Consider the following 21,904-nt stretch of genomic DNA (forward strand, 5'->3'; position numbering starts at 1 on the left):
CTAGTCCAGGGTCGCGCTGAACTGTTTGAGCCACGGGCGCAGATCAGGGCCTAGGTCTTCGCGCTCAACAGCGAGTTGCACAATTGCCTTGATGTAGTCGAGGCGGTCACCGGTGTCGTAACGACGTCCGCGGAACACGACACCATAGACGCCTCCGGCAATGTCGCTTTCGGCCATCTCTTGCAGAGCATCCGTCAACTGAATTTCCCCGCCCTTGCCGGGGTCAGTGCGCTCAAGGATGTCAAAGATTTCGGGGCGAAGAACGTAACGACCAATGATGGCGAGGTTCGAGAGAGCGGAACCCTGGACTGGCTTTTCTACGAGGCCTGTAATGCGCACAACGTCGTCGTCGTCTGTCGGCTCGACCGTGGCGATGCCGTACATGTGGCTCTGTGCCGGGTCGACTTCCATGAGGGCGATTACTGTCGCGTTGCGACCGTCTTGCTCTTCCAGCATTCGGGAGAGAAGAACGTCGCGCTCATCAATGAGGTCGTCACCGAGGAGCACAGCGAATGGCTCGTTCCCGACATGCATTTTTGCCCGAAGGATGGCGTGGCCAAGACCGCGCGGATCACCCTGACGCACATAGTGCATGTCAGCGAGGTCATTTGAGAACTCAACTTTGGAAAGACGATCGGTGTCGCCCTTCTGCTCAAGAGTTGCCTCAAGCTCCGTCATCCGGTCGAAGTGATTCTCCAGGGCATTCTTGTTTCGCCCCGTGATCATCAGTACGTCAGTCAGGCCAGCTGCGACAGCTTCCTCGACGACATATTGGATAGCCGGCTTATCAACAACCGGCAGCATCTCCTTCGGCATAGCCTTAGTCGCCGGAAGAAATCGTGTGCCCAGACCTGCAGCAGGAATAACCGCTTTAGTAATCTTCTTAGCCATAGGTACAGCGTACTGGGACAGTCTCGTAGAATGGTTGCATGACCGACGACGTCAGTCACGATAAACGTGCACTTAGGGCCGAATTACGCGAACGCCGCCGCATCTGTACCGCCAAAGAGCGGGAAGAATCTGAAGCGGGTGTGACCGCGAACCTTATCGAACTCGCAACACGTCTCGGCTCAACCTCGGTCGCCGCCTACCTGTCTACGACAGACGAACCCCAAACTCGCGGATTTCTCCGTTGGGCCTGCGAACACGACATTCGCGTTCTGCTCCCCATTTCCCGCGCTGACGGCCTCCTCGATTGGGCACCCTATGACGGTGAAGAAGAAGACGAAGACCTCATCGGCATGCCAGCGCCCACCAGCGAAGTACTGGGCCCGATTGCTATCAACGATGTCGACCTCATCATCGTGCCCGCTGCATCCGTGGATCGCACTGGGATGCGCATGGGCTGGGGCCGCGGCTACTTCGATAAAACTCTCGGCTCCATGGAGACCAAACCTCCCATCTATGCCGTGATCTTCGAGAGCGAATATGTCGACGCCGTCCCCACGGAACTTCACGACCAACCAGTCAATGGCATAGTTACTCCCTCGGGAATTGTGACCATTACCGATCACAACTAAGGATCTAGTGCCTACCTATTCATACCGCTGTACCGAGTGCGACAACGCTTTCGATATTCAGCAGTCGTTCACTGACGAGTCCCTCACGGTGTGCCCCACCTGCCAAGGCAAGCTGCGCAAAGTATTCTCCGCAATCGGCGTGACATTTAACGGCTCAGGCTTTTACCGCAACGATTCGCGAGCCACGAAGAGTTCAAGCGACTCCAGCTCGAGCTCATCTGGCTCGTCTGGCTCGGCTGGCTCGTCTGGCTCGGTTGGCTCGGTTGGCTCGTCGACGAGTTCGTCATCCGAGTCCAAGAAATTGGGCTCTGCGGCCGCAGGAACATCCACCTCGAGTTCTTCGACGTCAGGTTCGTCGAACTCCTCTTCCTCGTCATCTTCTTCTGCTCAGGCCTCCACAGCGTCATAGTTGACGTATCCCCACGAGAAGGAGCAACAATGTTAAGCGGATTCAAAACATTCATTTTGCGTGGCAATGTCATCGATCTCGCAGTCGCGGTGGTCATTGGCGCCGCGTTCACCGCAGTCGTCAACACCATCGTCGAGGCCGTCTTTAACCCGCTGATCGGCGCACTCTTCAATGCTGCGACACTCTCCACGGCACTCCCCGTTGCGATTCCGACCGCTGGCGGCGAAGGTGCCGTCATCTACTTCGGTGCGGTAATCGCAGCGCTCATCCAGTTCTTGCTCGTGGCGGTCGTCGTGTACTTCGCGATTGTTGCCCCCATGAACTATGCCAACAAGCTGGCTGCCGCTCGCAAGCCGGTGGTCATCGAACCAGAAGCTGGCCCCACCGAGGCAGAGCTACTTCTTCAGATTCGCGACCTTCTTGCGAAGCAGAACAACAGCTAACACCCACCTCGAGTAGCCCGCGAGTTTTCGACGGGCGGCAAGGCACTACCCCCAATGCGGAGGTTTGTCGCCCTTGAGCCGCTCGTCGTTTTCGTGAGCCAGATGACGCTCGGGTTCTGACGTCGGATGCGGATCGGAGCCCTCCGGCGGAGTGGTCATCACACGGCGACGTTTCTTCGGAATCCGCCCTTGCGCAGGCGCAGGATCACTTGTGAGCTCAACATCAGACTCGACGTCGGGGTCGTCGTGCTGCTCGCTCCGACGTGAGCTATCAGTACCACCCACGAGCTACTGCTGGGGACGTATCGTGGGGATGATCGTGATGGGCTCAGTTGTGGGAGCAGGCTCAGCCCCGAGCATCCGGGCCACCTTGTCTGCTACCTGATCGGGGTCACTGAAGAGCTCAAAGGCGTGTACTCGCAAGTAGTGCCAGCCGAGGCGGCGCAAGAGTTCAGGGCGCAACCGCAGCGACTCTCGCAGGCTCGACTCGTGCACCATGGCATCGGTCTCGATGGTTCCGCAGCGACCTCCACGCGAAGCGACGAGTCCGAGCTTGGCGCGGTGGCCGAGTGCAACACGGAGACCGCGCGCCTCGAGCCGGCGAGCAAGATCAACGAGCATCGGATCGCTGTCGTCTGGCACAGGAACTTCGGCGTAGCGGGCATCCACTTCGTCGAGCACTTCGGCCAGAGCGACGGCACCATGTTTCATGCGGCCATCATCGAGATCTTCCGAACGGAACGACGTCACGATTTCGAGCGAGCGACGAGCACGAGTCATGGCGACTGCAAGCAAGCGCTCTCCCCCGGGCTCGCCGAGCGAACCGAAATCAGAGAGAACGCGACCGTGTGGCGTGCGGCCGTATCCGATAGAGAAAATAACCCGGTCGCGGCTTTGGGCCACAGCCTGGTCGATTGTGGTGACAGTAAACGGTTCTGCCCGATCGCCGATGATGACGTCGAGCAGTTCCGGTCGACGCCGGCTCACGGCATCCAACACTGACTGCATGACCCGCACTGAGTGCAACGGGCTTGCTGTGATGACCATGAGCGACTCTTGTGGCCGCTTCGTGGCGTGGTCAAGGACGAGTTCGACTACGCGCGAAACTTCGGCGTCAGGGCTTTCGACTGCGCCAGAATCAGGGTCGGGCATACCGACACCATCCTTGACGTAGCTAACAGCAAGACTGCCGTGCCCCAAGAAGCTTCCGGCCCACGGCAACGACTCAATCTGGCCGCCGTAGAAACGACGGTTGACGAGCTCGGCGAGTTCTTCACCGCCAGGACGGTAGCTGCGAGTCAAGGTGAGAGTCGGCAACAGTACGCTCAAGCGAGCGAAAGCCGAGTCTTCAACCAAGGCTTCTCGCACCTCATCATCGACGGGTGGCGGTGCGTCAGCGGTGACATCGCGAACGGCGATCTCAAACGGTGTCGGCGACTGGATGACAGGGTCGCCAACAACGACAACCTGCTTCGAGCGGCGGATTCCGCCTGCCGCTTCGGCAACCGTCATCGCGCCGGCGTCAACCAGAAACACGGTGTCGAAGGGCATCGTGTCGACGACGGAGTCGATCTCGTAAGGTGAAGCAAGCCAGACGGGGGCAATGGTGCGTGAAAGGTGCGGTGCCGACGTTTGAACGTCGAACGAGGTGAGCCGCTCTTTGGAAAGCGCGCGCTTGAGAGCACTTGCTTCGTCTGGCCAGTCGACGAGCCCGATTTTCCAGTTTTCGGCAATCTGCCAAGAGAGTTGCTTGGCGTTTGCGGAGGCGTGTGCTTCATCGACGAGGCGGAAGTCAGCTTCGAGACGGTCAACAACCGACGTGTTGGCATTGAGCAGCGCACGGTCGGCTTCGAGCATGGAGTCGAGTGCAGATTTCCACCACGACAGTTCAAGTTCAGCCGCTACTTGGTCCTCAGGAACGTGGCGCTTGGCCAGGTCATCGATGAGGGGGTTGAGCTTCAGCTCGCGAAGGCTTCCCATGAGCACAGTGCGCTCTTGCAGATTGTTGAGCACATCAGACTCAGCGGCGAGCGACGCAACCTTGTCGATGAGGAAGGGAATGGGCAAGCTCGCCAGATTCACGTGAGAGTCGGCGATTCCGAGCGGGATGTCGAGGGTCGCCAGATCTTCTGACACCTGCTGGTATGAGCGCTGAACTTCGCCAATGCCCACCGGAACGGCGGGGCTTGCGCCTTCCGCGACAAAACGGTGCCACAGCACACGCTGCTTTTGGATGCGAATGAGCGCGGCATGCATGTCATTCACACGAACGCCCGGGCGAACATATTCGAGGGCGAGCTTCTTGAGGCGGCGACGGTTGGCACTCGTCATGTCGGGGAAATCGCGGCGCGGTGCTGTTGCGGCGATAAGTTCGGTGATCGCGCGATCAAATACTGTCGGCACAAAACGGTCGAGGGTTTCCCTCAGATCGACGAGAAGACGCAGGTAGACGCCCAACTCTTCGATGCTCTGGAACGGTCGCATCCGTGTATTCGACACAAGTCGGTTCGCGACCCCGAGCAGTTCTGACAACTGAGAATCGACGCGCTTGGCAACCTCGTGGGCCTTGAGCGCTTCCCCGCCATTGGCGAACTGTGCGCCGTACCAAGGCGAATCGCCTGGCCCATATTTGAACTCACCCAGCTTGGCTGCGGCAATGATCACGCCGGTGGCCGAACTGCGATCCTTCGCGAGCTTCTCGACGGCTTCTCGCGAGAGTCGAGCGGTCGTCGATGGCGGGTTGGGTAGCAGCGCGAGGCGGCTCAGCTCTGCGACGCAATCGAGAACGGAGACACCGAGTACGTCATCGGCGATCGACATTGACCCGCGGTAGTCGAGCATGATCTTGCGAAGACGCAGCAGCGCATCATCCACATCTTCAATTTGTGGTCGTGACGCCTTTTCACTGCGTGAGATAGAGCGGATGATGTCGCGGCGCAGCGTGCGCGGGGCGACAGCGAGTCCCGGCAAGCCAATGTCACCGAAACGGTCAGCTATGGAGTGCAGCGAAGCGCGCCGCGGCGTGACGACGAGCACTCGCTTGTTTTGGGCAACAAGTGCGCCAACAGCGTTGACAATCGTTTGGGTTCCCCCTGTGCCGGGAAGCGTGCGAACGACAACAGAGTTGCCAGCTTCGATCTGAGCAATCACGTTCTCTTGTTCAGCATCGGCGTCGAGCAGCAAGTTATCGGTCTGCGGCGAGCGCTCATCTGCCGACAGAGCAGGAACCGGAGCGTAACCCTCCTTGATGGTCCACGCTGCTGCGGTGTTTCCTGCAAGGGCATCGAGAATCGGATGCTGCAGCTCGGCGGCATCGTCAGCAAGGCCCGGCGCAACATCCGCAAAGGACGACACAACGAGGCGAGGACTCACCCCGAAGTTTGGCAAGTGCGAAGTGAGGCCGCGCAGTCGATCGATCACCGGGTTCGGTTTGAACGTACCGTCAGCATCCGTCAGAGCAACAAAAGATTCAGCATCCAGACGCAAGTGGAACTGGTCATCAAGGGCGCGCGCAAGCTCAGGATTGAGATAGGCGGCACCACGCAGCTTCAACTCAAAGTCACGACCGTGACGACGAATAGCGAGCGGTCGAAGCAGTACGGGGGCGCAATACTCAACGTCGTCGTGGTTCCAGCGAGCAATTCCGATTCCCAAATGAACGGAGTCGATTCCGCGGGCCGTAGCCAGCTCAAGACCCTTCGCAGCCACCGCGCCAGCGGCGACCTTGGCGGAGCGCAACGCAACATCATCACGAATAAGGCTCGACAGCAGAGTGCGCTTGCCGGTAATGAACTGGGCGAGCCCACCCGGGTGAGTCGTAGACAACTCAACTCGAGTGCGAGGGGAATCCACAAAATGCAGGAGCGGTGACTGACCGCCTAACTCTGACAATTGCGAACGCCAGTGCGTCCACGTGGGCTCTGCAACGTTTCCGGCCATGATGTTCGGCTCACCAAAACTCAGCGTATGAGGCGCTGTTACCTGAATGTGGGGATGTGAGTGCTCATTTTGCGCGTCGTCAACGGACTCGTCAACCGAATCTGGGTCGATCGAGAAATCATCTGAAACTTTATCTGCACGCCACACACCGCCACCTTAAGCGTCTAACTGCAATAAATGGTGCAACAACCACGAGTTTCGTCAGACTCACTGCCCGCCCGTGCCCCCAGTTCTCGCGGCACACAGCCGTAGAATACGAGCCATGGTGCCCGTAGCCCTCCCCCTGGTGGCCCTCACTGCTGCCTCCGAACTTGCGCGCGGAACCACGATCGCTGTCGTCGCACTGCTCGTTCTTGTGCTGGGGTTGGGAATTGGCGCATTCATTGTCTTGTTCCGCCGCGGCGGCGATCGCGGCATCCGCGGTTCGACTTCACAATCGGAGTTGGATGCCCGAGCTGCCGCACTTCTCGTCACGTTGGATGACCGGGTTCGCGACGCCGAAAACGAAGTCGGTTTTGCCATTGCCCAGTTTGGTGTCGCCGATACCCACGAGTTCGGCACTGCCCTCACGGAAGCGCGGCTCACTCTGACTGAAGCTTTTCGGCTTGGACAACAACGAGACACCGCAGCGAAAGATGCCGAACAGCTGCGCCGCCGAAACACGCTGCAGATGATCGCGCTGTGCGATCGCGCCCTCACAAGTCTCGACCGCTTCGAGAACGCGTTCGCGCAACGACGACGCACCGAAGTGGATGCGGGACACACCGCCCAAGAGCTAAGAGCGCAATTGAGGGCACTGCGCGATCGCCTCTCGCACGATCAGCAGAAACTCACTGAGGCCGCTGAGCACTACGTGGCGGCAGTTCTTGCCGCACCACAGGAGCAGCTCGCTCGCGCTGACGCACTACTGACTCACGCCGAGCGCGAGTTGGAGGAGGTGTCAGCAGAGATCAGCCCGACCGGCGTAAATGCCGTCGCGGACCTGCTGCAGGCAGTAGCGGCCGGCCTGCACCGTGCCGGCCAACACCTGACGGCATCCGAATTCTCATTGAACGAACTCGGCGCTGCGGATGCTGTGGTCAAACAACTGCGAGAAACGAACTCTAATGACCTAAGCGAGGCGCGAGCGGCGCGAGAACTCGCCCCGGATCCAGACTCGGGTGCCATCATTCTTGCGGCGATTGCCGTCGTCGAGCGCTCGTTAGCGGTAACGGCGGACGAGCACGGTGTCGCGTGCGATCCATTCCGCCAACTTGCGGTGTTGAGTGATGATGCGGAGCAGTTAGATGCTGCACTGGCGACAGCGCGCAATCAGCAACAAAGGCTTGATCACGCGCGCGCCGCATATCAAGGGACGCTCGTCGCGGCGAAGAGCCAGATCAGCGTCGTACGAGACCTGATCGGCCGGGGTGGAGCAAGCGCGAGTGCACGCACCCGACTAGCGGAGGCAGAGCGCCAGCTGATGATCGCTGAAGCCGAGACAGATCCTGTGGAGGCCTTAGATGCCATCCGTAGATCGGTAACTCATGCTCGAGATGCTGACGCTCTCGCCCGCTACTAGTGACAGGGATTAGTCGACCGTGCGCCGACAAACCCTGAACTAGCTACCAGCTGCTAGCTAGTAGCTACACGTGGTGAGCGTGACTACGCGTTGTCGACGATGGCGAAACTTACCGCGCCATTCTCGCCAACCTCAGCATCAAGTGTCTTGTCACTGAGAGCGATAGCCGCGTTTTCTTCCAGGAAAACCTTCGCGCCTTCGGCCTCTACGACCGCATCGCCAGCCTCAGGGGCAGCAACTACAGCAACGGTGAGGTTGGGGGCACCAGGCTCCCCATTGATACGGAGACCAGAGGCCTCAGTGTTGGGATCTTGTTCAACAATCGTCTTGACGACCGTGGTGGCTGTTTCGGTGAGGGTGAGCATATGTTCGTCCTTCCAGGTTCAGCGAATTGAACAATCCACGATCCTCTAGTCAGCAGCACACATCAACCGTGAGCGCCGATTCTGAGGCAACTCCCATACCCCGTGGATGGCGCAGTCAGGTGCGCCTCGATTCGACAGTCGCCCGTGTATCGCGTGCGACGCTGGCTGTTGCACCCGGTAGAATTACTAGTGGAGTGCCGGGAAGTCTGGTCGGCGATTGTGTCGGCGACCCCGCTGACGAACCTCAACGTCTGGAATTTTGTGACCACATCCACGAAGAAGCCGAGCCCCCGCACGCGAGTACGTCGGTGGGTGACTATGGAGACCACCAGTGGAATTCTGCTGATGGTTGCCGCCGCGATCGCCCTCATCTGGGCGAACTCCCCCTGGCGCGAAGGCTACGCAGCACTTGCCGAGACCGTTGTCGGACCTGCTGCCCTACACCTCGACCTCTCTCTTGCTACGTGGGCCGCTGATGGCCTGCTCGCCATCTTCTTCTTCGTAGTGGGTGTTGAGCTCAAGCAAGAACTTATTGCTGGCAGCCTGCGCAAACCTCGCGAAGCTGCCGTTCCCGTCTTCGCTGCAATCGGCGGGATGCTCTTCCCCGCGTTGCTCTTCACGCTCGTGGTTCTCACCATGGGTGACTCATCCGCACTCGGCGGCTGGGCGATTCCGACAGCGACAGACATCGCATTTGCGCTCGCCGTTCTGGCAATCTTTGGTCGCGGGCTCCCGCGCGCGCTCCGCACCTTCCTGCTCACAATGGCCGTTGTCGATGACCTCCTCGCGATCATCATCATCGCCCTGTTCTACACCGAGAGCATCGACCTGCTGTCGCTCATGTTCTCCCTCATCGCGATCGTGCTATTCGGACTCGTAGTTCGCTCACGCAAGCCGCGCTGGTGGCTGCTGATTCCTCTCGCGCTCGTGGCCTGGGCCTTCATGCACGACTCTGGCGTGCACGCGACAATTGCCGGCGTTGTGCTCGGTTTCACCGTTCCTGCCAAACTCGTACACGGCGAGAAGGAAACGCGAACACACGCGTTCGACGATGCGGTTCGCCCCACCTCATCCGGAATCGCGCTTCCTGTCTTCGCCTTCTTTGCTGCCGGTGTTTCTTTGGGAGGCGACGAAAGCGTCACAGACGTGCTCGTGCAGCCCGTTGTCCCAGCGATTATTATCGGTCTGGTTGCAGGAAAGATCATTGGAGTGTTGGGAACAACCGCCCTCATCACCAAGGTCACCAAGTTCCGCTTGGCTGACTCGATCGGACTTCGTGACCTGCTGCCGATTGGCTTCCTGACCGGTATCGGCTTCACCGTGTCCTTGCTCATCTCCGAGCTCTCGTTCCCCGATAGTGAGCACACCACCGGTGCCAAACTCGCGATCCTCATCGGCACAGGCATTGCCGCGATCCTTGCCGCCATCAGCCTGCGCTGGGACTCTCGCCTCGCCCGCAAACGCGACATGAACGAAGACGGCATCCCCGACAAGAACAAAAAACTCATCGAGGATGCAGACTAGCGAGAAAGCTACACCGCACCGTCGAGAGGAATCACCGTGTCCGACCCACTGAGCCAACACACCGACTACGGCCAGTTGCCGCTCAACGACACCGACGTGCTCGACAACCCCCTCGACCAGTTCCGGTTGTGGCTATCGAACGCGAGTGAATCGAACGTCTACGAGCCCAACGCAATGGTGCTTTCAACTGTGGATGCCGACGGCTCCCCCAGCGCCCGCACCGTACTGCTGCGCGCCATCGACGATGCCGGGTTTGAGTTTTTCACGAACTACAGCTCCATCAAGGGCCGCGCGCTGCTGGCAAACGCTGCCGCAGCTCTTGTCTTCCCGTGGTATTCGATCCACCGGCAAGTGCTCGTGCAAGGAACTGCTCGGCCCATTTCCGCAGCGCTATCAGACGAATACTTCGCCACGCGACCGCGAGGCAGTCAAATCGCGGCGCACGCCAGCGAACAATCGCAACCCATCGCATCCCGAGCGCTGCTTGAACAGCGCGTTACCGAGCTTGAGGCCGAGTTTGACGGCAGCGAGGTGCCACGCCCGGATGACTGGGGCGGCTTTGTTGTAGAACCTCACACGATCGAGTTCTGGCAGGGCCGCAGTTCGCGGTTGCACGATCGCGTTCGATTCGTGCGTGCAGAGTCTGGCGAATGGGAGCGGATGCGGCTCCAGCCGTAGCGTCGCCAGAACCGCAACGCCCTAGGCACCGTGCGAAACCCTGCGACAGTTGCGGCTCGTGCGGTGCTGCAGGCATCCGGTCATCGTCCCGTTTTAAACGCCAAAAGAGGGACACCACTGCGATAACAGTCGTGCCCCTCCCGAGGTTGTGGGCTTTACTCAGCCGGTACGGATCCCCGTGCCGACATTGCGTAGCCCGACTCGCCGTGGACAGCGAGGTCGATGCCGGCGATTTCTTCTTCAGAAGTAACGCGGAATCCAATGGTCTTCTGAATGGCGGTTCCGATCAACCAGGACATTCCGAAGGAGAAGATTGCTACGGCGAGCACGCTGATCGTCTGAACGACAAGCTGTCCGGCATCTCCACCGACGAAGAGTCCAGTATCGGTTGCGAAGAAGCCGAGGTAGACGGTTCCGATGACTCCAGCAACAAGGTGGAGTCCAACAACGTCGAGCGAGTCGTCGAAGCCCAAGTTGTACTTGAGTTCAATAGCGAGAGCACACACGGCACCGGCGACAGCACCGAGAACCAGCGCCCAACCCGGTGTCAGGTTTGCACAGGCCGGGGTGATGGCAACGAGTCCAGCAACAGCACCCGAAACGGCGCCCACTGCTGTGGCCTTACCGGTGCGGAGCTTCTCGACAACGATCCAACCGAGAATTGCGGCGGCAGGTGCTGCAAGAGTGTTGAAGACGATCAGTCCCGCTTCGTCAGGCGTACCGGCGGCGCCAGCGTTGAATCCGAACCAGCCGAACCAGAGCAGTGCTGCACCGATAAGAACCAGAGGAACGTTGTGAGGCTGGGTGATGTTCTTGTTGAAACCAACGCGCTTGCCGAGAACCAGGGCGAGACCAAGAGCGGCAGCACCAGCGTTGATGTGGACCGCAGTACCACCCGCGAAGTCGATCACTGCTGGCAGACCACCGAGCGTGTCTCCGAGGTTCTGGATCCAGCCACCGCCCCATACCCACGCGGCGACGGGGAAGTAGACGAGCGTTGCCCACACACCGGTGTAGATCATCCACGGTCCGAAGCGTGCACGGTCGGCGATGGCACCCGAGATCAGTGCGGTGGTGATGATGGCGAAGGTTCCACCGAATGCAACAAACAGGAGGTCAGCGCCAGCGACACCCTCTTGCCCAAAGTTGCTGAAGGGGTTGCCCGAGAATGACCAGATCGAACCATCGATCGAGCTCATGTTCGCGCCGATGAGGATCCAGAGAACGGCCACGAGGCCGAGAGCTCCGAAGCTCATCATCATCATGCTGACTACTGACTTCTCTTTTACGAGTCCACCGTAAAAGAATGCCAAACCGGGGGTCATGAGCAGTACTAATGCAGTGCTAATGAGTACCCATACGACTGTATCCATCTCAACCTCTTTCGCTTTGTGCGCCCTGTGCACACGTAATGCTGTGGCGGATGTCGATGGGTGTCGGGTCATTCCACGCCCACCGTCCCGCACGACAAAGCATTCCGTCTTAGCGTTTCGTCTGGCCCACAGTTATGTTTCGCGCACGTAAAACGTGTGGTGCGGGTGTTACAGAAACGTTTCGCGCACCCTGAGGTGTTCGGTGAATCCGGTGTCAGATTTGGCTCTGGTGCGCTTCGGTGTTGAGAATTTCGCCGTTCGCGGACCAACTTTCCCAGCCCCTACCGAGAGAACGTAGAGTTGGCGCATGCCCGAAACTACGCCCACGAATGCGCCCGAGCCAGCGACGCCACCAAAGCAGCCTTCGGCGGTCAAGACTCGCATCCGCCAGCTAACGACACCGTGGTGGCGGCTGGTCTGGCTCATCGGCGGTCTTATCTGGGCTGTGGTCTTCAACGTGATCTATGTCACCACCGGCGGTACCGAAGAGTGGTGGGGCGTGGCTTCCGTGATCCCGATCGCGCTGCTACTGGTGGATGTGCTGCGCATCGAACGAATGGAACGCTCTGCCGAGCAGAAACGCAAGGCAAAGCTGAAGCTATAGCTGTCGCTGGTGCTGCCGCTGCCGCGCATGAGCATTGATGACACGCACGTCGGCGGCTATTTGCTCGCCGCTCTCGAGCGCGACAACATCACCAGGCACGAGGTCGAGCGCGGGAAAACGGATGACGTGGCCGTCCAGCACGGCGCGTGCCGCAGGTACCGAAAGCGAGGCAAGGACTCGCATCTCGCGTTCGGCGTGCGTCTCTTCCCAGAACCCAATCGACGCGTTCAGCACGAGCACGAGCACGAGCAGAATCGCCGTCGCGTCAACCCGGTCCTGCAGCAACGGGGTAACCGTCGCCGCAACCAACAGAAATACGATAAGTGGCGACCGAAAGTGTCGCGCTGCCACCACGCTACCGCGGTAGGGGTTTTCCACAGCCGCAAACAGTACCGTTTGCGTATGACTTCGCTCGCAGGATCATCCATTCTTGTCGTTGGCGCCTCAGGGGGCCTTGGCTCCGCGATCGCTCGAATTTTGGCTGCTGAAGGCGCCATCCTGACCCTCCACGGGCGATCAGAAGAAAAAGTGCGCGCCCGGGCCGTGCCAGGAACATTCGTGAAATCTGATCTTCGCGATTCCGGCTCTGGCGTCGAACTTATCAGTGCCGCCCTAGGCGCCCATGGGCAGCTCGATGGTGTCATCAACGCGGCCGGAGTAGTAGCCTTTGGTCCGGCATCTCACGCCGACGACGAGACAATGGATGCGCTCTTCACCGTAAACGCGCTTGGGCCGATGCGCCTGCTCCGTGCAGCACGCCCCGCCCTGCTCGAGTCAGCGGCAGCGAAGCGCGACCCATTCTTTCTTACCCTGAGCGGCATCGTCAGCGAATCCCCTACAGCGAACATGGCCGCCTACTCCGCATCCAAAGCGGCACTCGCCGCGTTCGGGCAGGCAGCGGGCCGCGAACTGCGCCGCGACGGCATCCGGCTCCTTGACGCCCGACCCGGCCACACCGAGACGGGGCTCGCCACTAGGCCGGTCGCTGGCACCGCGCCCACCATGCCCACCGGCTTCGACCCCGCCGATGTTGCTCGCCGCATCGTTGACGCAATCGTTGCCGGAGAGAAGGACCTACCGAGCGGAGCTTTCACACCGCAGTCCGCAGCCTGATCTGCTGCGAAGCTCACTAGTCGATCGGGATGCGCTCGTCATAGATCGCTGCCTGGCGGTCACCTAACCTGCGATGAACAGCTCCCAGAGGATCGCTAGGAAGATCACGGTGAAGATCGCCGGGGTGACGAACTTCACGATCGTCGTCCACCATGCGGTCTGGATGATCTGCTGCACGAGCCGGGACGGACTCTCGATCTGCGCCAGATCGACCGCCACGGCTTTCGCTTCGCTGGCGGCCGTGTACTGAGCGATGGAGCCAAGAATTCCCGAGGCGAGTAGGATTCCCGCCGCCGCTATTCGCACGGCCACCGGGCTGCCATCGAATCCGTCTAGAGCAAGCGCGGTAATGACAACAGTAAGCAGGAAGGTTGGCGCAAATTGCGCCATTACGATGTGCAACCGTGCTCCCGACCAGAGGCCGAGCAGATCTTTTTCATTCACCCTCTCGACTATACCTAAGCGAAAGCAGTCGGCCCGGCATCCCGCACGCTGCCATGGTCCCAACCGGCTCCGTTGCGGGCGTGGTCTCGACCTGGTGAGCGTGTTCCGCACCTCAGCCCGCGCGTGAGGCTAGCACCCGAATTTCCCCCAGCCACGCCGCGGCGCGCGACGGACTAGGTTGCTACCGGAGTAGGGTCGCCGCGTGCCCTTCCTACGCTCTCGCGTCGTTCTGTTTCTTGCGTTCGCGTTCACGCTCATGGCTGACCCTGTATCCTCGGTCGCCTACGCGGTCGAAGCGGCGCTCCGGGCGCTGGATGGTCGGCTCGACCTGCTCGTCGCGACGATGGGGCTCGTGGTGTCGATCATCGCGCTCGTTGTCCTGAACTACCGGGCTCTGATCGCCCGCTATCCGGATGGCGGTGGAGCATCGGCTGCCATCGGTGAAGCCTTCGGTGACGGCTGGTCGTTTCTGCCAGTTGGCTCGCTCGTGGTCGACTTCGTACTGACCATCGCGATTAGCGTCTCGGCAGCCGCATCGGCCGTCATTGCCTACTTTCCCGTGCTTGCGCCGTGGCGCTTGCTGATTGCCCTCGCGCTTGTGGCCGTTGTTGGCGGGTTGTCCCTGTTCGGAAATCTTGGGCGAATCCTGTTCGCGCTGATGACGGTGAGCTTCGTCGCGGTGGCAGCGTCGGTGCTCCTGTTCAGTGTTGTTGCCGCGCCACTCGATTCGGCAGTCCTCGACGATTCGGCAGCTGCCGACCCGAACGCGCTTGCGGGCGCTGTCGCCGTCATACTGGCTTTTCCCGTCGCGATGGCGCTCGCGACCGGTGTCGAGGCTCCCTCGACGGCGATTGCGCAGCTCGGCGGACTCGATTCTGATGGTCGCCGCTGGTTCGGGCAACTCACACTGTGGCTCACTCTCGGCATCGTTGGCGTACTCACGCTCACCTTCGCAGTGCAAGCGACACGGCTTGGCATCAGCATCCCCGACGAGGGGTCGACTCTCATTGCCGACTTTGCCCGGCACGTCGCCCCGGCCCCGCTGTTTGGACTCTTCCAGCTCATGACCGCGCTGCTACTGCTCGCCGCGGCAAGTTCTTCCTTTCAGGCGGGCCCGGGGCTACTGAAAGCGCTCGCGGTGCATCCTTCGGGCACGAACGCCGTGGGCATTCTGCCTGCGGCATTGGGGAGTGTGAATCGGCGCCACACCCCATATTGGGGTCTCGTACTCTTCACCGCTCTCTCGATGGTCGTCCTCGCTGCCACCGGCGCTGACGACCAGCGGCTCGTACTGTTCTACGCGGTGGCTGTATTTTTGAGCTTCCTCTCCGGCTTGCTAGCGATGGCTCGGTTCACACATCTGGCCCGCCAGCACAAACGCTTCGTCCTCAACGTGATCGGCGCGGCCATTGTGGCGTTCACGCTTATCGTCAACCTTGCCCGCGGGTGGCCCCTCGTGAGCCTCGCGGCTGCAGCTCTCATAGCAGCCACACTGTGGGCGCTATGGGTGCGCGCGGGCCGCCCAGAGGGCATCCGATCGATCGAATCCCTTCGAAAACAGGATGGGGATGGTCGCGATGCATCGGAACTCTAACGCCGATATCTGAAGACCGCCGAGCAGACCGTGATGTCGTTGGCGCCAGCACACAGTCGTTGCGAGAGTTTGATCAGGTCAAGTTTGTTTCTGAGCTGCACGAGGACGAGTCACAACCGCCAGCGCCAGCCCGCCAATTAGCGCGAGGCCCTGTGCGACAACTGCTATTACCTTGTCGGGATACCACACGGGTTCGTAGATCACCGGGAACCCGATTGCGCTCAAATCCAATGGAACATATACCGATGCCACCAGTAGTGCGAGGCCGCCCGCCGCAATCACTGCCACGACCAGCCCAGTCCACCACCGATATACCACCAGAATCAGGACGGCCGCGAGGATGTTCACTACACCTTGGATGCGGAACAGGGCACCCTGACTGACTAGTGAGCCGACGATGGCATCGAAGGGAGACGCGAGGACGAAGTGCACGTAGGCGTTAACCAAAAGCGCTAGTGCAATCCAGATTCGTGCCGCAATGATGAAAATTTTCATGTCCTTGCTCTCTCTCGATAACTTTCTGGAAATGCTGAAGCCGGCGGGGAGCGATTCGTTCGCTCCCCGCCGGCGTCATTCACAGAGTGGTTTTACTGAATACCCTTGTTGGCTGCGATTCCGCCAGCGAGTGCCGTTGCCGTCATCGGCATGTGGCCTGCAGCTTCCTTCAACAGCGAGAAGTAGGCAGGGTCACCGGCGATGTTCGCGTCAATCGCTGCAACGAGCGACGTGGCGTGCATCTCAAGCTCAGCCTGTACGGCTTCGGCCGGCAGTTCAGGAACAACAGAGTTGATCAGCTGGCCGAACGATACCGCGTAGCCACCCAGGTCTGACATGGCCTGTTCGATGCCAGCCTCGTCTCCCGTTGCCTTTGCGACCGCGTAGTTCACGAAGAACGGGATGTGCGAGCGCCATGAATCAAGGAAAGGCTGCTCAGCGTCCGGGTAGGCCGAGCCTACGAGGGCTGCGATCTCAACCGAGTTGCTGTCGAGGGTTTCAACTGCTGCAGCGACGTCTGCCGTCGTGAGGTCGCCACCATCGGCTAGTGCCTGGTCAATGGCTGCACCGGCGAGGTAGACGTGGTCGGCGAGCAGTGCGGTTAGCGTTGCACGCAACGTCGAGCCGTCGCTGTTTACCGTGTCAGTGACCGCTGAAGAGGTCATGTCGTCGGTAGTGGCGGGCGACTCTGCTGCAGCTGAGCAGCCCGAGAGTGCTAGTACCGCGGCGAGTCCGAGACCGGTGATTGCTGTGATTTTACGCATTGTTTCTTCTCCTTGATGATGGTGTGTTGTGTCGTACGGATTGTTACGGTTCGACCGTGACGCTTGCGTTCATGGTCAAGTGCGGTTGGCAGTAGTAGAAGTACTCGCCGGGTTCGTCGAAGGTGTAAGAGAACGTGTCGCCCTCCTGACCCTTCGGCGCTAGATCGTGGTCAAAGAGGCCGTCGGGTGTCTGCGTACCGCGGAGACCCGTTGATTCGTTTACATCGCCCCAGGCTCCGGAGGTCACGGTGTGGCCGATCGTCTCGCCGTTCTGCCAGGTAACCGTGGTGCCAACCTTGACGGTGAGGTCTTTCGGCATGAACTTCAGGCCGATAGTCGTAACGACGTTTTCGCCGGCTTCGGCAGACTGCTCGGTGCCACTTGTCGCTGACGGCATCGTTGGGGACGGTTGCGAACCTGCGCATCCTGAAAGCGCGACGAGAAGTGCTGGCAAGATGAGCGCACCTGCGAGGGTGGCTTTCGGTGCCCGAAGTGTTCTGGTGAGTGACATGTAGATGATTCGGCGCCCTGCGCGAAGTGGTTTGGTATCAATTTTTGGGCGCAGAAAAACTGACCTCGAGAGGGGTGCCCGAAGGCACAACGCCGCTCGGCGCGCTGCTCAGGCCCACGCCGCTGTACGAATTCGCCGCACGGGCTGGCCGACGACGTTAGGCACTAAGGGTTCTGCGACGCACGTTTGACCCGGGATCGGGTCCGGATCGATGACTGGTCCCGATCCGAGGCCGAAGCTGCGGCCTCGGGCAGGTCGGCGTCGTTCGTCTGATACTGGTTCATTGTGCTCGCTGGCAGCAACCAGTGGAAGGTCAGGCGCTCGTCCTACCGGCGGACGTCCGGCATCGTTTCGGTGACGCGAAGTCCAATCGGGGCGCCGATGTGGCTGAAGGAGATTACCTTCTTCGGGCGAAACTACGGGAATTTTCACCGTCGCCCCCCCGTAACGAAACCCGAATGCGCAAAATAGCTTGCGCTATACTATAGTGGGATGAGACCTGCCGCCCGATCCGAGGCGTTCGCAGATATAAAGGACTATCCTCCGGGAGAGTTGAGCAAAGGAGCTCCATGCACGTACAAGACGTCGCGGCGCCCTCGTCAGCACAGCTGACAGGCAAAGCCAGCAAAACCGAGCGTAAGCACCTTCGCGCCCTCAGCTGGGGCCACGCCCTCGAATGGTACGACTGGGCGATCTTCGGGCTACTCTCTTCGTACCTTGGGGCCGCTTTCTTCCCCGCAGACAGCGCGCTCGCATCGACGCTGAATGCACTCGCCGTCTTCGCCGTTGGATTCATCGCTCGCCCCATTGGCGGCGTCATCTTCGGGTCTATCGCCGACAGAGCCGGCCGTCGCAAGATCATGATCTTCGCCATCACAGCCGTTGCCTTTGGCAGCTTTGTCATCGGCGTCTTGCCGGGGTATGAGACCATCGGTGTCGCCGCGCCGGTCATAGTCGTCGCCATGCGTCTGCTGCAGGGTCTGTCTGCCGGCGTTGAGGCACCCCTTGGCACCGCCTACGCACTCGAACTGGTTCCGAACCGTCCCGGTTATGTCTCCGGCTTCTTCGGATTCTTCAACAACCTCGGAAACTTGCTCGCACCACTGTCGATCTTTTTCCTCACGCAGCTGCTCGTGGGTGACAACCTCGCAGAGTGGGGCTGGCGCATTCCGTTCATCATCGGCGGTCTCTTCGGTCTCATCGTGTTGTGGCTGCGCACCACGCTGCCTGAGACGCTCAACATCGACGGCGCACGCGAAGCGAAGGTTGTGAAGAAGCAGCTCCCCTCGGTATGGGGCGACGTGCGCAAGTACTGGCTGAGCGTTTTGGCGACCGTCTTCATCGTCGGTGCCATTCAGGCCTATAACTACACGTGGATCGCCGGTCTGCCCAACCTCGCGCGCGCTGCTTTCCAGGAAGACCCCGCCGCTGTTTTCGGTATCACCACCGGCTTCGGAGTCTTCATGACTCTTGGCGCACTGTTCCTCAGCAAGTATCTTGACCGCTTCCCGATGTCGAAGGTATTCGTCGTTGCTCGCGTCCTGGCAATTCCGACGATCTTCCTGTCATTGCTCTACACACAGCCCGGCATCGGAACTTTCGCAGGGGTTATGTTCGGCGGCGCAATCGTGTTGCTTCTCAACATGACGATCTTCGTCACGGTCTCGAACTCGCTACTGCCCCAACACATTCGCGGCACGGGCCTCGGCCTCGGTTACGGCGTAGGCGTTGCGCTATTTGGTGGCACCGCTTCGTATCTTTTGCTGTGGACGCAGGGCGAGGGCACGTTCTGGATGTTCCCGATATACATCGCCACCCTGTGCGCCATTAGCGTGGTTCTGTACCTCGCAGCGAAGAAGCGCAACGGCATCTTCGTCGGTAAGTAGGCGAACTCTCTGCGCGGTACCGTCGGCGACGTCGGCGGTACCGCGCAGAGGTTCCCCACCGATACAGGCACCCTAGAAAGAACGGAACCATGGAACGCTTCATCATCGACACTGATCCCGGCATCGACGACGCCGGCGCACTTTTCTGGGCACTCGCAACGGACGAGTTCCATGTCGAGGCGCTCACCACCGTCTTCGGGAACGTGAACGTTCAGAAGGCAACCGCCAACGCACGTAAGATCACGCACCTGTCGGGTCGCCCGGACCTGCCGATTTGGGTTGGTGCTCCCCGCCCTCTCGTAGGCGAGCCAAATTTCGCCGAGCACATTCACCGCCCCAGCGGAGTTGGGTACTGGGAATACCCCGATCCAGCTCCCGGCGCTGATGGCCCCACCGAGGCCGTGCAGAAGATGATCGAGCTCGTCATGTCGAACCCGGGCGAGATCAGCATCATGGCGCTCGCACCGCTCACGAACGTCGCTCTCGCGATCTCGTTGGAGCCGAAGTTTGCTGAGAACGTTCGCCGGATCATCTATATGGGTGGAGCAGCTCTCACATGGGGAAATGCCTCTCCTGTTGCCAGCGCGAACATCTTCAACGATCCCGAAGCTGCCGAAATCGTCATCCAATCTGGAGCGAAGCTCACACAGGTCGGTCTCGACGTGTGCCGCAAATTCTCGGTTACTCCTGAACGGGTCGAGAAGCTCTGGACATCGGGTTCGCCCATGGGCCGGGCCCTGTGCGAGATGATCGGCTATCCTGACCGCCACCAGGACACCACTGAGATGCCCGAGTGGAAGATCGAAGGCATGCACCTGAACGATGTTCCGTGTGTTGCATACGCCATCAACCCGGACTGGTTCCAAATGCGCCATCTGCGCGTCGATGTCGAACTCGACGGCAAGCACACCCGCGGACAGACGGTCGTCCAGATGGTTGACCGCTGGGGCGGAGTCCCCAATGTCGATGTGTTGCTGGACATTGACGCGGCAGCTGTTGCAGACGCGCTCGTCGAGTCCGTCACCGCTTTCGGAACCAAGCACTAGAGCGACGGACGGCTGCACACTCTGAGCGCAGCCAGCAGCACAAGCCTTCGGCCGTGGATTTTAGACACGGTCGAAGGCTTCGTCTTTCTCCCGGACACTTAGAAAGGTACGACTGTGACTCAAGAACTTCTTGCTTCAGACGCGGAACTCATCGATGCCGCCGCCGCACTCCTGTCACGGGTGCATGATCCTGGCGCGGTTCGAGTTGCCGCCGCTGCACGTGGCGTCTCGGGAGCCGTGTATCTCGGCGTGAGTCTCGCCACCCCGCGCGTCAAGGTGTGCGCAGAAAGCAGCGCGGTCGCCAACGCGAAAATTGGCGGCGAGGAAGCCATCACCACGATCGTTTCTGTCGGACTCAGGGGTGACGATGTTCCGCACGTCATCAATCCGTGCGGGGTGTGCCGTGAACTGATCCCGAAATTTGGTCAGGATCTACGCGTCCTCGTCGACACTGGGGACGGTGTCGTCGCCGCAGCGGAACCCATCGAACTCCTGCCCATGCCGTGGATACGCGCTCGCTCCTACGACGATTAAAGAAGCAATAAGAAGGCCCCCTGAACTCAGCTCGAGTTCAGGGGGCCTTCTCGTTGTTTTCTAGCGCCAAGGAAGGGGGCTGCGCAGGGCTTCGCCGATCATTCGCAGAACGCCGTCAAAGTTCATGTCCACCACAACGCGGTGCAGGGGTCGCGTCTCATCCTCGACGGGGTGTACACCGGCCAGGTAGCGGTCCCCCGTCGCTGGATCTTGGAACGTCTGCAACGGGCGCTGCACGGATGCCGTGATCAGATCAGGTCGCAGGAGGGCAGCGACGGCCATGCTGTCGTTGATACCCATGACGCGCTCGTCCCCTGGTTGTGGGTACGAGCGGCTGTAAAATCCTGCGTAGTCCGCACTGATCTTCGTGATCAGGTTGGCGGGTGCGTAGCCCGTCGACTCTGCGATCTCGAGGAAGAAGTTCTCGGGAACGAGAGCCTGGCGCGTGACATAGGGGCCGCACCATGTCACATCACCCTCGTGAGCGGCGACAGATTCAGCGGCGTCGATGTCAAACGTCACGTTGGGATCACGCGACACTCGGAAGCGGCGATCAGCCCACGGTTCGGTGTCGCGGTAAAGCGCGGGCCCCAGCGTGCCAACGATCACGGTGCTGCGTAGCATCTTCAGCAGATCAGGTTCACTCTCTAACGCGCGAGCAAGGTTCGTCTGCGGGCCAATGGCGAGATAGTCGATCTCACCGGGATGCTGGCGCACAAGTTCGAGCACTACGTCAACACCGCTGGGCTCGGTCGCAACGGAGACCGCGGGGCGCAAACCGGTGTTCCCGAACCCGTCTTCGCCGTGAATGCCCGGGTTCAGGCGCAGCTCCTGCTTAACGGGAACATCGCTTCCGCGGTAGACCGGAACGTCACTGCGCCCGCAGGTGTCGAGCACGTATCGCGCATTGTCTGCCGCACGTTCGCCCGTGCAGTTTCCGAAGACGCTGACCACCGCAAGGATCTCCACGTCGGGTTCCGCTGCAAGCAGCATGATCGCCAGTGCGTCGTCTACACCCGTATCGGTGTCGATAATCACTTTTCTCTTCGTCATGATTCCTAACTTTCCGCTGCGTCTGCGCAGCAGGTTGTGAGCGTGGGG

The 21,904-nt window shown here is 60.3% G+C and carries 23 protein-coding genes and 1 pseudogene; 12 read left to right on the forward strand and 12 right to left on the reverse strand.

Annotation, left to right across the window (positions count from 1 at the left end):
• Window positions 1-891 carry a UTP--glucose-1-phosphate uridylyltransferase GalU gene (gene galU / locus ACOH1Z_RS04410; protein ID WP_449647256.1) on the reverse strand — a complete coding sequence of 297 codons (891 nt, stop codon included), beginning with the start codon at window positions 889-891 and terminating at the stop codon, window positions 1-3.
• Window positions 892-929: 38 nt separating this feature from the next.
• Between galU and ACOH1Z_RS04415 the strand changes: the two genes are divergently transcribed.
• A complete protein-coding gene (locus tag ACOH1Z_RS04415; RefSeq protein ID WP_449647257.1) occupies window positions 930-1,520 on the forward strand; it encodes a 5-formyltetrahydrofolate cyclo-ligase in 591 nt (196 codons plus the stop codon).
• A gap of 7 nt (window positions 1,521-1,527) precedes the next feature.
• Window positions 1,528-1,668 (forward strand): annotated as a pseudogene (locus ACOH1Z_RS04420) (FmdB family zinc ribbon protein); the annotation flags it as partial.
• A 14-nt stretch (window positions 1,669-1,682) separates the two neighbouring features.
• Here ACOH1Z_RS04420 and ACOH1Z_RS04425 read toward each other — a convergent pair.
• Window positions 1,683-1,850: a hypothetical protein gene (locus ACOH1Z_RS04425; protein ID WP_449648222.1), complete on the reverse strand. Its 168-nt coding sequence runs from the start codon at window positions 1,848-1,850 to the stop codon at window positions 1,683-1,685.
• 108 nt (window positions 1,851-1,958) lie between these two features.
• On the opposite strand from ACOH1Z_RS04425, the gene mscL reads away from it, so the two are divergent.
• Window positions 1,959-2,372 (forward strand): large conductance mechanosensitive channel protein MscL, encoded by a 414-nt coding sequence (gene mscL, locus ACOH1Z_RS04430; RefSeq protein WP_449647258.1) that lies wholly within the window; start codon window positions 1,959-1,961, stop codon window positions 2,370-2,372.
• Window positions 2,373-2,417: 45 nt separating this feature from the next.
• Here the strand turns inward: mscL and ACOH1Z_RS04435 are convergent, their stop codons facing one another.
• Window positions 2,418-2,657: a hypothetical protein gene (locus tag ACOH1Z_RS04435; protein ID WP_449647259.1), complete on the reverse strand. Its 240-nt coding sequence runs from the start codon at window positions 2,655-2,657 to the stop codon at window positions 2,418-2,420.
• A 3-nt stretch (window positions 2,658-2,660) separates the two neighbouring features.
• Window positions 2,661-6,458 (reverse strand): DEAD/DEAH box helicase, encoded by a 3,798-nt coding sequence (locus ACOH1Z_RS04440; RefSeq protein ID WP_449647260.1) that lies wholly within the window; start codon window positions 6,456-6,458, stop codon window positions 2,661-2,663.
• Between the two features lie 115 nt (window positions 6,459-6,573).
• On the opposite strand from ACOH1Z_RS04440, the gene ACOH1Z_RS04445 reads away from it, so the two are divergent.
• Entirely contained in the window at window positions 6,574-7,872 is a 1,299-nt protein-coding gene (locus tag ACOH1Z_RS04445; RefSeq protein ID WP_449647261.1) for a coiled-coil domain-containing protein, read from the forward strand.
• A gap of 83 nt (window positions 7,873-7,955) precedes the next feature.
• On the opposite strand, the gene ACOH1Z_RS04450 is transcribed toward ACOH1Z_RS04445, so the two are convergent.
• Window positions 7,956-8,237, reverse strand: coding sequence for an iron-sulfur cluster assembly accessory protein (locus ACOH1Z_RS04450; protein ID WP_449647262.1), 282 nt, complete (start codon window positions 8,235-8,237; stop codon window positions 7,956-7,958).
• Window positions 8,238-8,426: 189 nt separating this feature from the next.
• On the opposite strand from ACOH1Z_RS04450, the gene nhaA reads away from it, so the two are divergent.
• Window positions 8,427-9,761 carry a Na+/H+ antiporter NhaA gene (gene nhaA / locus ACOH1Z_RS04455; protein WP_449647263.1) on the forward strand — a complete coding sequence of 445 codons (1,335 nt, stop codon included), beginning with the start codon at window positions 8,427-8,429 and terminating at the stop codon, window positions 9,759-9,761.
• A gap of 36 nt (window positions 9,762-9,797) precedes the next feature.
• Complete coding sequence (gene pdxH, locus ACOH1Z_RS04460) at window positions 9,798-10,439, forward strand: pyridoxamine 5'-phosphate oxidase (protein ID WP_449647264.1); 642 nt, start codon at window positions 9,798-9,800, stop codon at window positions 10,437-10,439.
• 155 nt (window positions 10,440-10,594) lie between these two features.
• Here the strand turns inward: pdxH and ACOH1Z_RS04465 are convergent, their stop codons facing one another.
• Entirely contained in the window at window positions 10,595-11,812 is a 1,218-nt protein-coding gene (locus ACOH1Z_RS04465; RefSeq protein WP_449647265.1) for an ammonium transporter, read from the reverse strand.
• Between the two features lie 307 nt (window positions 11,813-12,119).
• Between ACOH1Z_RS04465 and ACOH1Z_RS04470 the strand changes: the two genes are divergently transcribed.
• Window positions 12,120-12,416, forward strand: a complete 297-nt coding sequence (locus ACOH1Z_RS04470; RefSeq protein WP_449647266.1) for a hypothetical protein — start codon at window positions 12,120-12,122, stop codon at window positions 12,414-12,416.
• Here ACOH1Z_RS04470 and ACOH1Z_RS04475 read toward each other — a convergent pair.
• Window positions 12,411-12,794 carry a P-type ATPase actuator domain-containing protein gene (locus tag ACOH1Z_RS04475; RefSeq protein ID WP_449647267.1) on the reverse strand — a complete coding sequence of 128 codons (384 nt, stop codon included), beginning with the start codon at window positions 12,792-12,794 and terminating at the stop codon, window positions 12,411-12,413. The two genes, ACOH1Z_RS04470 and ACOH1Z_RS04475, sit on opposite strands and share 6 nt — an antisense overlap.
• Window positions 12,795-12,818: 24 nt before the next feature.
• On the opposite strand from ACOH1Z_RS04475, the gene ACOH1Z_RS04480 reads away from it, so the two are divergent.
• Window positions 12,819-13,529, forward strand: coding sequence for an SDR family NAD(P)-dependent oxidoreductase (locus tag ACOH1Z_RS04480; RefSeq protein ID WP_449647268.1), 711 nt, complete (start codon window positions 12,819-12,821; stop codon window positions 13,527-13,529).
• Between the two features lie 63 nt (window positions 13,530-13,592).
• Here ACOH1Z_RS04480 and ACOH1Z_RS04485 read toward each other — a convergent pair whose 3' ends face one another.
• A complete protein-coding gene (locus ACOH1Z_RS04485) occupies window positions 13,593-13,973 on the reverse strand; it encodes a hypothetical protein (RefSeq protein ID WP_449647269.1) in 381 nt (126 codons plus the stop codon).
• 202 nt (window positions 13,974-14,175) lie between these two features.
• Here ACOH1Z_RS04485 and ACOH1Z_RS04490 point away from each other — a divergent pair, with 202 nt between their 5' ends.
• The gene (locus ACOH1Z_RS04490; RefSeq protein WP_449647270.1) at window positions 14,176-15,567 is read left to right on the forward strand and encodes an APC family permease; all 1,392 of its coding nucleotides are present in this window, start codon (window positions 14,176-14,178) and stop codon (window positions 15,565-15,567) included.
• 78 nt (window positions 15,568-15,645) lie between these two features.
• Here the strand turns inward: ACOH1Z_RS04490 and ACOH1Z_RS04495 are convergent, their stop codons facing one another.
• The 3 genes from ACOH1Z_RS04495 to ACOH1Z_RS04505 all read right to left on the reverse strand — a co-directional run bounded on the left by ACOH1Z_RS04495 (window position 15,646) and on the right by ACOH1Z_RS04505 (window position 17,337).
• Window positions 15,646-16,062 carry a hypothetical protein gene (locus ACOH1Z_RS04495; RefSeq protein WP_449647271.1) on the reverse strand — a complete coding sequence of 139 codons (417 nt, stop codon included), beginning with the start codon at window positions 16,060-16,062 and terminating at the stop codon, window positions 15,646-15,648.
• A gap of 92 nt (window positions 16,063-16,154) precedes the next feature.
• The gene (locus tag ACOH1Z_RS04500; RefSeq protein ID WP_449647272.1) at window positions 16,155-16,826 is read right to left on the reverse strand and encodes a hypothetical protein; all 672 of its coding nucleotides are present in this window, start codon (window positions 16,824-16,826) and stop codon (window positions 16,155-16,157) included.
• A gap of 43 nt (window positions 16,827-16,869) precedes the next feature.
• Entirely contained in the window at window positions 16,870-17,337 is a 468-nt protein-coding gene (locus ACOH1Z_RS04505) for a cupredoxin domain-containing protein (RefSeq protein WP_449624221.1), read from the reverse strand.
• Between the two features lie 569 nt (window positions 17,338-17,906).
• Between ACOH1Z_RS04505 and ACOH1Z_RS04510 the strand changes: the two genes are divergently transcribed.
• From ACOH1Z_RS04510 to ACOH1Z_RS04520, 3 genes are all read left to right on the forward strand, one after another.
• Window positions 17,907-19,223: an MFS transporter gene (locus tag ACOH1Z_RS04510; protein ID WP_449647273.1), complete on the forward strand. Its 1,317-nt coding sequence runs from the start codon at window positions 17,907-17,909 to the stop codon at window positions 19,221-19,223.
• A gap of 89 nt (window positions 19,224-19,312) precedes the next feature.
• The gene (locus tag ACOH1Z_RS04515; RefSeq protein ID WP_449647274.1) at window positions 19,313-20,269 is read left to right on the forward strand and encodes a nucleoside hydrolase; all 957 of its coding nucleotides are present in this window, start codon (window positions 19,313-19,315) and stop codon (window positions 20,267-20,269) included.
• 114 nt (window positions 20,270-20,383) lie between these two features.
• On the forward strand, window positions 20,384-20,803 hold the full coding sequence (locus tag ACOH1Z_RS04520; RefSeq protein ID WP_449647275.1) for a cytidine/deoxycytidylate deaminase family protein: 420 nt from the start codon (window positions 20,384-20,386) through the stop codon (window positions 20,801-20,803).
• Between the two features lie 60 nt (window positions 20,804-20,863).
• On the opposite strand, the gene ACOH1Z_RS04525 is transcribed toward ACOH1Z_RS04520, so the two are convergent.
• Window positions 20,864-21,856 (reverse strand): nucleoside hydrolase, encoded by a 993-nt coding sequence (locus ACOH1Z_RS04525; RefSeq protein ID WP_449647276.1) that lies wholly within the window; start codon window positions 21,854-21,856, stop codon window positions 20,864-20,866.
• Between the last annotated feature and the right edge of the window lie 48 nt (window positions 21,857-21,904).

This window comes from Rhodoglobus sp., assembly GCF_053580035.1.